The 12,160-nt window shown below is 70.0% G+C and carries 9 protein-coding genes; 4 read left to right on the plus strand and 5 right to left on the minus strand.

The features are described 5' to 3' along the window. Window positions 1–42: 42 nt before the first annotated feature. The 3 genes from ACPUER_RS29105 to hemC are packed head-to-tail and all read right to left on the minus strand — an operon-like array spanning window position 43 to window position 4,204. Window positions 43–1,230, minus strand: coding sequence for a heme biosynthesis protein HemY (locus ACPUER_RS29105; protein ID WP_175962800.1), 1,188 nt, complete (start codon window positions 1,228–1,230; stop codon window positions 43–45). 2 nt (window positions 1,231–1,232) lie between these two features. Next, complete coding sequence (hemDX, locus tag ACPUER_RS29110) at window positions 1,233–3,203, minus strand: fused uroporphyrinogen-III synthase HemD/membrane protein HemX (protein ID WP_425132772.1); 1,971 nt, start codon at window positions 3,201–3,203, stop codon at window positions 1,233–1,235. Then, window positions 3,203–4,204 carry a hydroxymethylbilane synthase gene (gene hemC, locus ACPUER_RS29115; protein ID WP_425132773.1) on the minus strand — a complete coding sequence of 334 codons (1,002 nt, stop codon included), beginning with the start codon at window positions 4,202–4,204 and terminating at the stop codon, window positions 3,203–3,205. Before hemC ends, hemDX begins: the two co-directional genes overlap by 1 nt. 207 nt (window positions 4,205–4,411) lie before the next feature. Here hemC and ppc point away from each other — a divergent pair, with 207 nt between their 5' ends. Next, complete coding sequence (gene ppc / locus ACPUER_RS29120; RefSeq protein ID WP_425132774.1) at window positions 4,412–7,426, plus strand: phosphoenolpyruvate carboxylase; 3,015 nt, start codon at window positions 4,412–4,414, stop codon at window positions 7,424–7,426. A 137-nt stretch (window positions 7,427–7,563) separates the two neighbouring features. Here ppc and ACPUER_RS29125 read toward each other — a convergent pair whose 3' ends face one another. Then, window positions 7,564–8,316 (minus strand): class I SAM-dependent methyltransferase, encoded by a 753-nt coding sequence (locus ACPUER_RS29125; RefSeq protein WP_425132775.1) that lies wholly within the window; start codon window positions 8,314–8,316, stop codon window positions 7,564–7,566. A 264-nt stretch (window positions 8,317–8,580) separates the two neighbouring features. Between ACPUER_RS29125 and ACPUER_RS29130 the strand changes: the two genes are divergently transcribed. The 3 genes from ACPUER_RS29130 to ACPUER_RS29140 all read left to right on the plus strand — a co-directional run bounded on the left by ACPUER_RS29130 (window position 8,581) and on the right by ACPUER_RS29140 (window position 11,706). After that, complete coding sequence (locus ACPUER_RS29130; RefSeq protein ID WP_034178744.1) at window positions 8,581–9,390, plus strand: helix-turn-helix transcriptional regulator; 810 nt, start codon at window positions 8,581–8,583, stop codon at window positions 9,388–9,390. Window positions 9,391–9,518: 128 nt separating this feature from the next. Continuing rightward, window positions 9,519–10,928 carry an argininosuccinate lyase gene (argH, locus tag ACPUER_RS29135; RefSeq protein WP_175962795.1) on the plus strand — a complete coding sequence of 470 codons (1,410 nt, stop codon included), beginning with the start codon at window positions 9,519–9,521 and terminating at the stop codon, window positions 10,926–10,928. 94 nt (window positions 10,929–11,022) lie between these two features. Beyond that, entirely contained in the window at window positions 11,023–11,706 is a 684-nt protein-coding gene (locus ACPUER_RS29140; protein WP_175962794.1) for an HAD family hydrolase, read from the plus strand. Between the two features lie 111 nt (window positions 11,707–11,817). On the opposite strand, the gene ACPUER_RS29145 is transcribed toward ACPUER_RS29140, so the two are convergent. Then, on the minus strand, window positions 11,818–12,160 hold a 343-nt coding region (locus ACPUER_RS29145; protein WP_425132776.1), incomplete at its 5' end, for a lysozyme inhibitor LprI family protein.

Consider the following 12,160-nt stretch of genomic DNA (forward strand, 5'->3'; position numbering starts at 1 on the left):
GCAGCGCAGCGGGCCGCCGGCAGCAGGCGGCCGCGGCTTGCGTCAGACCACGGTAATCGCGAGCGCGCTTTCGCGGTAGTGCTTCGCGGCCTTGTCGGTTTCGCCGAGCTGCTCGAACAGACGCGCGAGCGCGCGATGCGCACGCACCTTCAGCGCCTCGTTATCGGCCAGCTTCAGCGCCGCCTCGAGGAACGATTGCGCCTTGCCCCATAGTTGCTGCTGCTGGCAGAGACGGCCGAGCGCGAACAGCAGGTCGGCATCCTCCGGGTGATCCTTCTTCCACCCTTCCGCCTTCTGGATCAGCGGCAGCGCATCGGCGCCGGCCGTGTCCGGGTAACGGCGCAGCAGGCGCGCATCCCAGTTGTGCGCGAGCGCTTCCTCGACGATGCGGCGCGCTTCGTTGCGACGCTCGAGCGACACGAGCAGGTCGGCCGCGAGATCGGCAAGACGCGGCGACTGGCGCTCGGCCGGCGACAGCGACTGCCACACCTCGAGCAGCGCGTCCGGGTCGTGCCGGCGTTCGCGCAGCAGGTTTTCCGCGGCCTGCTGGCGCAGCCGCACGGCCGCGGCCGGATGCAGCGCCTCGCGCTTCTCGAGCGCCTTCGCGAGCTTCAGCACCTCGGCCCAGTTCTTCAACTGCTGCTGCGCGCGCAGCGCAACCTGCTGCGCATGGATGCGCTTGCCGCCCGCCTGCATGTCGGCCAGCGCGGCAAGCGCGCCGTCGGCATCGCGCGCGTCCGCGCGCATGTCGGCCGCGGCGAGCAAGCGTGCGTCCTGCCATTCGGGCGCGTCGACCTTCGACAGCCAGTCGTCGCGGCGCGTGTACTCGTGCATCCGGTGCGCGGCCGTGGCCGCGACGAGACTCGCGGCGCCCAGGTTCGCGTCGACCGACAGCGCGTCGCGCGCGGCCTTCTCCGCGCGCGAGAACCGGCCCGCGTACAGGTTCGAGATTGCATCGCGCAGCGACGCCTGCGCCTTCTCGTTGCGCGAACGCGCACGATACGCGGCGACCCGCTGCGGCATGCGCCAGATGTTGCGCACGATGCGCAGCAGCGCATACACGACGATGAACAGCACGACGATGGCGATCACGAACAGGTTCAGCGACACGTCGATCCGGTACGGCGGATAGACGAGCAGCACCTGCCCCGCGTCGAAACGGCCGACGGTGGCGAGCGCCGCGGCGATCGCGAACAGGATCGCGAGCCAGACGATTCCTCGAAGCGTCATCGTTACCCCCGGCTCTTGAACTGCTGAACGGCGTTCAGGCTTGTGTTCAGGTTCGGCACCGCGACCGTCAGCGATGCGCCGTCAACCTGCTTGAGCAGATCCTCGACGGTCTGCGTGTCCTTCGACGCCTGATCGAAATACTTCCCGAGCGACGCCTGTGCGGCGTGCAGGTCGGCCTTCATCGCGCTGTCGTTGCGCGCGAGCAGCGACAGCCGCGCGGTGAGCAGGCGCAGCTTCACGTTCTCGCGCACGAAGTAGCCCTGGTCGGGCGACGCGAGCATCGCGTCCGCGTTGTCGATCCGGCGCACCTGCACGAGGCCCTTCAACTGCTGGCCGAGGCCGGCCGAGAAGTCGTGCCACCAGACCTTCCAGCGCGGCTCGCCGGCCACGGCCGTCGATGCGGCGGCGGCCGGCGCGGCCTTCGGCGCCGCATGCGGCACGATCGCCTCGCCGGACAGCGGCAGCGCGTCGATCTTGGCGATCGCGTCGTCGAGCTTGATCGCGAGGCCCGTGAGATCGGCCGCCGGCGCGGCCTTCAGCTTCTCGATGTCCAGTGCGAGCGCCTTGCGCACCGTGACGGCCTGCGCGCTCTGCGACGTCGCGAGACGCGCGTCGGCGTTCTGCAGCGCGATCAGCGCGAGCTGCGTGTTGCCTGTCAGCTGAAGCTGCTGGCTCGCGCTCGACAGCATCTGGTCGACTTCCTCGAGCATCCACGCATCGCGGTTGCGCGACAGGTCCTGGTATTGCTGCTGCAGCGCCTGCTGCGCGCTCTGCGCGTCGGCGAGCTTGCCGTCGAGCTGCGCGAGCTGCGTGTCGACCTGGTGCGTGCTCGCGAGCGCCTGCTCGGTCTTCATGCGCGTCTCGGCCGCCTGCGCGTCGAGCGCCTTCTGGCGCACGACGAACGTGCCGTCGAGCCGGTCGATCTTGCGGTTCAGCGCATAGCCGCCGACGCCCGCCGCGCAGCCGAGCACGACGACGACGAACCACAGCAGCGCGCTGCCACCGCGGCGCGCGCGCGGCTCGGGCGCGAGATAAGGGGAACTGGACGGCGGTGCGGATGCAGCGGCCGGCTGGGAAGCGACGCTTTTGGAATCGTTGGTATCTGTCATGCGTTTAGTCACCGGTGCGGCTGTCGCCGGTTGGACGGCCTCGTCGGCCATCGTTCGAAACGCGCGGACGATGCGCTCATCGCCCGCGCCGGTCAGCGTAATCCTATCAAAACCCAATGCGCGCGCGGTCTGCTCGATCCGCGGGTGCGGCGTCACGAGCGGCGCATGCTTCAGCGCGTCGATTTCGGCATCGTTCAGGTGCGCCCGCGCGAGTTCATGCAGGTTGCGCACGCCTTCCGAGCTCGTGACGAGCCACGCATGCGGTGCGCCGTCGAGCAGCGCATGCACGCGCTCCCATGCGCCGACGCGCGGCTCGGGCACGACGCGCCGGTACGCGGCGACGAGCGTGACGTCCGCGCCGGCGTCGCGCAGCCGGTCGGCAAGCCATTCGCGCCCGCCGTCGCCGCGCACGATCAGCACGCGCTTGGCCGCCAGCGCCTGCGCGCCGCCGAACGCGGCCTCGATGCACGCGAACAGGCTTTCCGAATCGTAACGGGGCACGCCGCCGTCGGCCGGCGCCTGCGGCGCGATCACGCGATGCGCGGGCGCCGCGATGCCGTGCCGCTCGAGCGCCGCGACGCTGCCGGGCCCGACCACGCCGACCGGCAGCGCATTCGGCCAGATCGCACCGTACTGCGCGAGCGCGCGGTCGATCGCGTTCGGCGACACGAAAATCACGAGCGCGTAGTCGGCAAGCGCCGCGAACGCGGCGTCGAGCGGCGCCGGATCGTCAACCGGCGCGATGTCGATCAGCGGGAATTCGAGCACGTCGCAGCCGACATCGGCCAGTTGCGACGCAAGCGCGTCCGACTGGCCGTCCGGACGCGTCAGGACAGCGGTGAACGCGCGCGCGCCGCCCGCCATCAGGCGTCGTCCTTGTCGGCCTGCGAGCCGGCGAGCAGCGCCTTGACGATGTCGAGCGCGCCTTGCGCCTCGAGTTCGTCGGACACCGCGCGGCCGAGCGCGAGCGCATCGGCGACGGTCATGACGGCCCCGCACTCCTCGGCCGTCAGCACACGCTTGCCGTCGGTCGTCGACACGCGGCCCGTCAGGTACAGTTCGCCCGCGCGCCACACCGCGTGCGCGGCGAGCGGCACCTCGCAGCTGCCGCCGAGCGCGCGCGACACCATCCGCTCGGCCTCGACCGCGAGCGCGGTCCGCGGGTCGTGCAGCGGCGCGAGCCATGCGGCGATGTCGTCGCGGTGCGCGGCGATCTCGATGCCGAGCGCACCCTGGCCGGCCGCGGGCGGGCTGGTCTCGACGTCGAGCAGTGTGCGGATTCGCGCTTCGAGGCCGAGGCGCTTCAGGCCGGCCGCAGCGAGAATGATCGCCGCGTAGTCGCCGCGGTCGAGCTTCGCGAGGCGCGTATCGAGATTGCCGCGCAGCGGCAGCACGTCGAGGTGCGGATAGCGCGCGCGCAGCATCGCTTCGCGGCGCAGGCTCGACGTGCCGACGACCGCGCCGGCCGGCAGCGCGTCGAGCGACGCGTAGTCGTTCGACACGAACGCGTCGCGCGGGTCCTCGCGCTCCATGATCGCGGCAAGCGAGAAGCCGTCGGGCAGCGCCATCGGCACGTCCTTCAGCGAATGCACGGCGAGATCGGCGCGGCCGTCGGCCAGCGCGCTCTCCAGTTCCTTCACGAACAGGCCCTTGCCGCCGACCTTCGACAGCGTGCGATCGAGAATCTGGTCGCCGCGAGTCGTCATCCCGAGGATTTTCACGTCACAAGCTGGATATAATTTGCGCAGCGCATCACGCACATGTTCGGCTTGCCACATTGCCAGGCGGCTCTCGCGCGAAGCAATCGTCAACGTCGCGGGCGGCTGTGCCTGTTGCGGCCCGGCCGCAAGGGTCTCGGAATTCATTGCTGGAACATCGAAGGACGGGATTGAAGACCGAACAATGGTAGCACGCACGCCCCGGCCCGGCCGGGCCCGGAGCCTGCGCCCGGCCGGCCGCCGAGCGGGTCGCGGCGCCGATGCGCGGATGTGCCGCACGTAGCTGGTTGCTTGACCGCAGTTCCCGCAGTTTCGCAGTTCCTTTTGACTCGAGCTTTCCCAAGGAAACCCATCGTGAAGTCTTCCGGATCGGCGCGTACGGCGCGCCGCAATGCTGCCCTGTCCTCCTCCGACGCCCCGACGGACACCGTCGCCACCGCCGCGAACGGCCGTGCGAAAACGGCAACGAAACCGAAAGACCCGATACGTCAGACAAAACGCACGACGAAAGCCGCCGGCCCCGCTGCCCGCAAGGCCGGCGCGCCGAAGTCCGGCACGCGCACGCGCGAGGACAAGGACGGCCCGCTGTTCGAGGACATCCGCTTCCTCGGTCGCCTGCTCGGCGACGTCGTGCGCGAGCAGGAAGGCGACACCGTGTTCGACGTCGTCGAGACGATCCGCCAGACCGCGGTCAAGTTTCGCCGCGAGGACGACAGCGAAGCCGCGCAGACGCTCGAGAAGAAGCTGCGCAAGCTGACGCCGGAGCAGACGGTGAGCGTCGTGCGCGCGTTCAGCTATTTCTCGCATCTCGCGAACATCGCGGAAGACCGCCACCACAACCGCCGCCGCCGCATCCACGCGCTGGCCGGCTCCGCGCCGCAGCCCGGCACGGTCGCGTACGCGCTCGATCAGCTGAAAACGACTGGCAACGCGTCGAAGCGCCTGCTGCAGCGCTTCTTCGACGATGCGCTGATCGTGCCGGTGCTGACCGCGCACCCGACCGAGGTGCAGCGCAAGAGCATCCTCGACGCACAGCACGACATCGCGCGCCTGCTCGCCGAGCGCGACCAGGAGCTGACCGCGCGCGAGCGCCAGCACAACGAATCGATGCTGCGCGCGCGCGTGACCGCGCTGTGGCAGACGCGCATGCTGCGCGACGCGCGCCTGACGGTCGGCGACGAGATCGAGAACGCGCTGTCGTACTACCGCGCGACGTTCCTCGACGAGCTGCCCGCGCTGTATGGCGACATCGAGGCCGCGCTCGCCGAGCACGGCCTGTCCGCGCGCGTGCCCGCGTTCTTCCAGATGGGCAGCTGGATCGGCGGCGATCGCGACGGCAACCCGAACGTGACGGCGCCGACGCTCGACGAGGCGATCCACCGCCAGGCCGCGGTGATCCTCGAGCACTATCTGGAACAGGTGCACAAGCTCGGCGCCGAGCTGTCGGTGTCGAACCTGCTGGTCGGCGCGAACGACGCGGTGAAGGCGCTCGCGGCCGCCTCGCCCGACCAGTCGCCGCACCGCGTCGACGAACCGTATCGCCGCGCGCTGATCGGCATCTATACGCGGCTCGCCGCGAGCGCACGCGTGCGCCTGGGCGAAGGCACGGTGCCCGTGCGCAGCGCGGGCCGCGGCGCGCCGCCCGTGCGTGCGATCCCGTATGAGGATTCCGAAGCGTTCGTCGCCGACCTGAAGGTGCTGACCGCGTCGCTCGACGAACACCACGGCACGTCGCTCGCTGCGCCGCGCCTCGCGCCGCTCGTGCGCGCGGCCGAAGTGTTCGGCTTCCATCTCGCGAGCATCGACCTGCGCCAGAGCTCCGACATCCATGAAGCGGTGGTCGCCGAACTGTTCGCGCGCGCGGGCGTCGAGGCCGACTACGCGGCGCTCGCCGAGGAAGACAAACTCCGCGTGCTGCTCGCCGCGCTCGCCGATCCGCGCCCGCTGCGCTCGCCGTACTTCGAATACTCGGCGCTCGCGCAGAGCGAGCTCGGCGTGTTCGAGAAAGCGCGCGAGGTGCGCGCGCAATTCGGTGCGCGCGCGGTGCGCAACTACATCATTTCGCATACGGAAACCGTCAGCGACCTCGTCGAGGTGCTGCTGCTGCAGAAGGAGACGGGGCTGCTCGAAGGTGCGCTCGGCGTGCCCGGCGGCCATGCAAGGAACAGCCTGATGGTGATTCCGCTGTTCGAGACGATCCCCGACCTGCGCGACGCGTCGCGCATCATGCGCGAATACTTCGCACTGCCGGGCGTCGACGCGCTGATCGCGCACCAGGGCGCCGAGCAGGAAGTGATGCTCGGCTACTCGGACAGCAACAAGGACGGCGGCTTCCTCACGTCGAACTGGGAGCTGTATCGCGCGGAACTCGCACTCGTTGACCTGTTCCGCGACCGCAAGATCACGCTGCGGCTGTTCCACGGCCGCGGCGGCACGGTCGGCCGCGGGGGCGGCCCGACCTACCAGGCGATCCTGTCGCAGCCGCCGGGCACCGTGAACGGCCAGATCCGCCTGACCGAGCAGGGCGAGGTGATCGCGAGCAAGTTCGCGAACCCCGAGATCGGCCGGCGCAACCTCGAGACGGTCGTCGCCGCGACGCTCGAGGCGTCGCTGCTGCCGCAGTCGAACGCCCCTGCGCAACTGCCCGCGTTCGAGGCTGCGATGCAGACGCTGTCCGACTCGGCGATGGCCGCGTACCGCGCGCTCGTCTATGAAACGCCCGGCTTCACCGACTACTTCTTCTCGTCGACGCCGATCACCGAGATCGCCGAGCTGAACATCGGCAGCCGCCCGGCTTCGCGCAAGCTGCAGGATCCGAAGCAGCGCAAGATCGAGGATCTGCGCGCGATTCCGTGGGGTTTCTCGTGGGGCCAGTGCCGGCTGCTGCTGACGGGCTGGTACGGCTTCGGCAGCGCGGTGAGCGCGTATCTTGACGGCGCGCAGGATGAAGCCGAGCGCACGAAGCGCGTCGCGCTGCTGAAGAAGATGAACAAGACCTGGCCGTTCTTCTCGAACCTGATGTCGAACATGGACATGGTGCTGGCGAAGACCGACCTCGCCGTCGCGTCGCGCTACGCGCAGCTCGTCTCCGACCGCAAGCTGCGCAAGCACGTGTTCGAGCGGATCGTCGCGGAATGGGAGCGCACGTCGAACGCGCTGGCGGAAATCACCGGGCACGAAGGCCGCCTCGCGACCAACCCGCTGCTCGCGCGCTCGATCAAGAACCGCTTCCCGTACCTCGATCCGCTGAATCACCTGCAGGTCGAGCTGATCAAGCGTCACCGCGCGGGCGACACGAACGCGCGGCTGCGCCGCGGGATTCACCTGACGATCAACGGGATCGCGGCCGGCCTGCGCAACACCGGCTGATCCGCATGCGGCGCGGACCCGTTCCGCGCCAGCCGGCATCGCAAAAGCCGCGCTACGCCACCGTACCCACGGTGCGTATCGCGGCTTTTTTCATCGGAAGGCCGGCGGGCATCGGCGTGCCGCGCCGGCCGGCCCGGTCAATGCGCGTCGATCAGCAGCGCGTCATGCTCGAACGAACCGTCGGGCCGCACCCCGTAGTAGCCGCGCACCTCGTCGGGCGCATGCGCCCACAGCGCGCGAATGCCGGCGACGCTGTCGGCCGGCGTGCGGATGCGCGCGACCCACGTGTCGAAATCGATCGGCAGCCGCCAGCGGCTGTGCACGTGCGCGTCGAAACCGGCACCGCGGAACATCGCGAGCCATTCGTCCGCGCGGTAGTCGCGCACGTGCGACGCGTCGCGCAGCACTTCGGCCGCCTGCAGGTACGTGTCGAGCAGCGGATGGTCGTTGCCCGCGATGTCGATCATCAGCACGCGTCCGCCCGGTTTCAGCACACGGCGCACCTCGGCGAGCGCCGCGCGCATGTCGTGCCAGTGGTGCGCACTCATCCGGCTCACGACCCAGTCGAACGTCGCCGTGTCGAACGGCAGCCGTTCCGCCGGGCCCTGCTGCGTGCGGATGTTCGCGAGCCCGCGCTCGCGCGCGGCCGCGTCGACGGTCGCGAGCATCGGCGCGGCGAGATCGTATGCAACCACGTCGCGCACGTGCGGCGCGACCGCGAAGCTCGCGTGGCCGGCACCGCAGCCGAGATCGAGCACGGCGGCATCGGGCGTCGCGCGCACCGCGTCGGCGAGCGTCTGCAGATCGGCGCCCGTCGCGTGGACCGCGCTGGTCAGATAGGCGGCGGCCGTCGTGCCGAATGCGTCGGCGACCTGGTCGTGGTGTTTCATCGTTCGCTCCTTTGTACTGTCGACCGGAGTGGGCACTTCAGCACTTGCTCCGGCCCGATGCCTTGTGCGGTTGACCGGAGTGGGCACTTCAGCGCTTGCTCCGCCCCCCTTGCAACGCGTTTTGTGGGACGCCCGCTGCCTGCCAGCGCGCGAGCCGCTACAATAGGCCTGCGTTTGTACCAGTACAAGTTAAGCAGTTATTCTGGTATTCGATACACCTGTCTGATCGTTGCCGCGTCCTCGCCCCCACTTCGCCGTTTCCGCATGAACCAGCCGTCCTCCGCTCCCGTCCCGCCGCTCGACGCCACACCCGCCCGCGCGCTCGGCGAATTCATCCGCGCCCACCGCGAGCGGCTGTCGCCGCAGGCCGTCGGCCTGCCGCCCGGCCCGCGCCGCCGCACGCCGGGGCTGCGACGCGAGGAAGTCGCGCAACTGTGCGGCGTCAGCCCGACCTGGTACACGTGGATCGAACAGGGCCGCCCGGTGTCGGCGTCGGCCGACGCGCTTGCGCGGATCGCCGTCGCGCTGCAGTTGTCGAAGGCCGAGCGCGCGTACCTGTTCGAACTGGCCGCGCAGCGCGATCCGGCCGAGCCCGACGTCGCGGGCGGCGACCTGCCGCCGACGCTCGCCGCGACCGTCGCGGCGATCGCGACACCCGCGTACGTGCTCGACCGGCAATGGAACGCGCTCGCGTGGAACGCGCCGGCCGCCGCGCTGTTTTCCGGCTGGCTCGACGGCGAGCACGACCGCAACCTGCTGCGCTTCACGTTCATGTCGCCGGCCGCGCGCACGCTGATCGTCGACTGGGAAACCCGCGCGCGGCGGCTCGCGGCCGAATTCCGCGCCGATTCGATCCGCCATCTGGCCGACGCGCCGACCCGCGCGCTGATCGACGCGCTGACTGCCGGCAGCGACGCGTTCGCGCAGTACTGGGCGTCGCAGGACGTGTTCGAGCGCGAAGGCGGCCTGCGCGAATTCGACCATCCGGCCGACGGCCGCCTCGTGTACCAGCAGATCACGCTGAAGCCCGCGCACCGCGAGGACCTGAAGCTGGTCGTGCTGGTGCGCGACTGAGCCCCGCCTGCAATGGCCGGCGGACCGTCGCGAACGGCTGCGCGCCTCGGCCGCCAGCCCCGCGAATGTTAGAATTGCAAGATTCCCTCGGCGGCGCACGCCGCCCAACTCCCCTTCGAAGAATCGCCATGACGTCCCAACTGCACAAAAAGGGCGAGGCCTGGTCGGCCCGCTTCTCGGAACCGATGTCGGAGCTGGTCAAGCGCTATACGTCGTCGGTGTTTTTCGACAAGCGCCTCGCGCTCGTCGACATCGCCGGCTCGCTCGCGCACGCGAACATGCTCGCCGCGCAGAAGATCATCAGCGCCGACGACCTGGCCGCGATCGAACGCGGAATGGCGCAGATCAAGGGCGAGATCGAGCGCGGCGAATTCGAATGGCAGCTCGATCTCGAGGACGTCCACCTGAACATCGAGGCGCGCCTGACCGCGCTGATCGGCGATGCCGGCAAGCGCCTGCACACGGGCCGCTCGCGCAACGACCAGGTCGCGACCGACATCCGCCTGTGGCTGCGCGGCGAGATCGACCGCATCGGCGGCCTGCTGAACGACCTGCGCGGCGCGCTGCTCGACCTCGCGGAACAGAACGCCGACACGATCATGCCGGGCTTCACGCACCTGCAGGTCGCGCAGCCCGTCACGTTCGGCCACCACCTGCTCGCGTACGTCGAGATGTTCTCGCGCGACGCGGAGCGCATGCGCGACTGCCGCACGCGCGTGAACCGCCTGCCGCTCGGCGCGGCCGCACTCGCGGGCACGAGCTACCCGATCGATCGTCACGCGGTCGCGAAGACGCTCGGCTTCGACGGCATCTGCGCGAACTCGCTCGACGCCGTGTCGGATCGCGATTTCGCGATCGAATTCACGGCGGCCTCCGCGCTCGTGATGACGCACGTGTCGCGTTTCTCCGAAGAACTCGTGCTGTGGATGAGCCCGCGCGTCGGCTTCATCGACATCGCCGACCGCTTCTGCACCGGCAGCTCGATCATGCCGCAGAAGAAGAACCCGGACGTGCCCGAGCTCGCGCGCGGCAAGACGGGCCGCGTGAACGGCCACCTGATGGCGCTCCTGACGCTGATGAAGGGCCAGCCGCTCGCGTACAACAAGGACAACCAGGAAGACAAGGAACCGCTGTTCGACACGGTCGACACCGTCGCCGACACGCTGCGGATCTTCGCCGAAATGGTCGCGGGCATCACCGTGAAGCCGGACGCGATGCGCGCAGCCGCGCTGCAGGGCTTCTCGACCGCCACCGACCTCGCCGACTATCTCGTGAAACGCGGCCTGCCGTTCCGCGACGCGCACGAAGCCGTCGCGCACGCGGTGCGGATCTGCGACGACCGCGGCATCGATCTCGCCGACCTGACGCTCGACGAGATGAAGCAGGAACTGCCGAACGTCGCGCACCTGATCGGCGACGACGTGTTCGGCTACCTGACGCTCGAGGGTTCGGTCGCCAGCCGCAACCATCCGGGCGGCACCGCACCCGACCAGGTGCGTGCGGCGGTCACGGCTGCCCGCGCCGCGCTCGGCCGGTAAGCCCGCTGTTCCGGACGGATGCCTTCGGCGTCCGTCGTTCATTCGGGCGGCCGTCGCGCCGCCCATCGCCTGCCCCGCTTCCCGGATGTCGCCGATGACCTTTTCCGCCGCGCTCTTCGACATGGACGGCCTGCTCGTCGATTCCGAGCGGACCATCATGAACACGTGGATCGACGTGTCGAACGCACACGGTGTCGCGCTGACCGCCACCGACTACCTGCAGATCGTCGGCCGCTCGTTCGCCGAGGGCCAGGTCATCCTGGCCCGGCTGATCGGAAACCCAGATACGTTCGACGCCGTGCGCATCCGCGTACGCGAACAGCTCGCGTCGCCCGAGCCCCATCCGAAGTTCCCGTTGAAGCCCGGCGCGTTCGCGCTGCTCGACACGCTCGCGCAGGCCGGCATCCCGTGCGCGGTCGCGTCGTCGTCCGCGTGCGACGTGATCCGCGCGCGGCTCGACGCGGTCGGCGTGCTGCCGTTCTTCCGCGCGATCGCGGGCGGCGACGAAGTCGCGCGCGGCAAGCCCGACCCGGCCGTCTACCGGCTCGCGGCCGAACGCCTCGGCGTGCCGGCACATACGTGCGTCGCGTTCGAGGACAGCGACTTCGGCGCGCAATCGGCCGCCGGCGCGGGCGCGTCGGTCGTCACCGTGCCCGACCTGAAGGCGCCGACGCCCGAAATCGTCGCGCTGAGCCTGCACGTGCTCGCGTCGCTCGACGATGCGGTCGCGCTCGTGCCGTCGTGGTTCGGCCGGTACGATACGCAGAAGCCCGCGTAGCGCACGCGAGCGCGAGCTCGAAACACGGTGCGTTGCGCACCGCCGAATGCAAACGGGCACCCAAGGTGCCCGTTTTGCGTTGCCGACGAACGACTGACGTCGCGACGGCTTCTAGTTGTTGCCGGCCGTCTCCGACAGCCGCTTCATCGTCGCGATGCGCGCGCCGATCAGGTCGACGCGACCATCCTCGCCGACGAGCGGCGCCGTCGCATCGCGGAACGCGACCCATGCGCGCTGCGCGCGCACCAGCGTCGCGGCCGAATGCGCAGGCATCTTGCGGCGCAGCTTCTGGTAATAGCGGTTCAGGTCGAACAGCGCGTGCTCGCACGCGGCATCCTGTTCGCACGGCCGCACGCGGCGCACGGCCGGATCGCGCGGTGCGTTCGCCGCCGGCTTGCCGTTCGGCGCGGCCCCGCCCTGGGCCGCGCCCTCGGCCGCGCTCGTGCCGCTCGTG

The sequence above is a fragment of the Burkholderia sp. DN3021 genome (assembly GCF_049805555.1).
Classification (GTDB): domain Bacteria; phylum Pseudomonadota; class Gammaproteobacteria; order Burkholderiales; family Burkholderiaceae; genus Burkholderia; species Burkholderia pyrrocinia_C.

Bases quoted from the DNA above. Each gene is read 5' to 3' on its own strand.
- ACPUER_RS29125 (WP_425132775.1), bottom strand. From the start codon at position 8,316: ATGAAACACCACGACCAGGTCGCCGACGCATTCGGCACGACGGCCGCC.
- ACPUER_RS29130 (WP_034178744.1), top strand. From the start codon at position 8,581: ATGAACCAGCCGTCCTCCGCTCCCGTCCCGCCGCTCGACGCCACACCC.
- ACPUER_RS29105 (WP_175962800.1), bottom strand. From the start codon at position 1,230: ATGACGCTTCGAGGAATCGTCTGGCTCGCGATCCTGTTCGCGATCGCC.
- ACPUER_RS29140 (WP_175962794.1), top strand. From the start codon at position 11,023: ATGACCTTTTCCGCCGCGCTCTTCGACATGGACGGCCTGCTCGTCGAT.
- argH (WP_175962795.1), top strand. From the start codon at position 9,519: ATGACGTCCCAACTGCACAAAAAGGGCGAGGCCTGGTCGGCCCGCTTC.
- hemC (WP_425132773.1), bottom strand. From the start codon at position 4,204: ATGAATTCCGAGACCCTTGCGGCCGGGCCGCAACAGGCACAGCCGCCC.
- hemDX (WP_425132772.1), bottom strand. From the start codon at position 3,203: ATGGCGGGCGGCGCGCGCGCGTTCACCGCTGTCCTGACGCGTCCGGAC.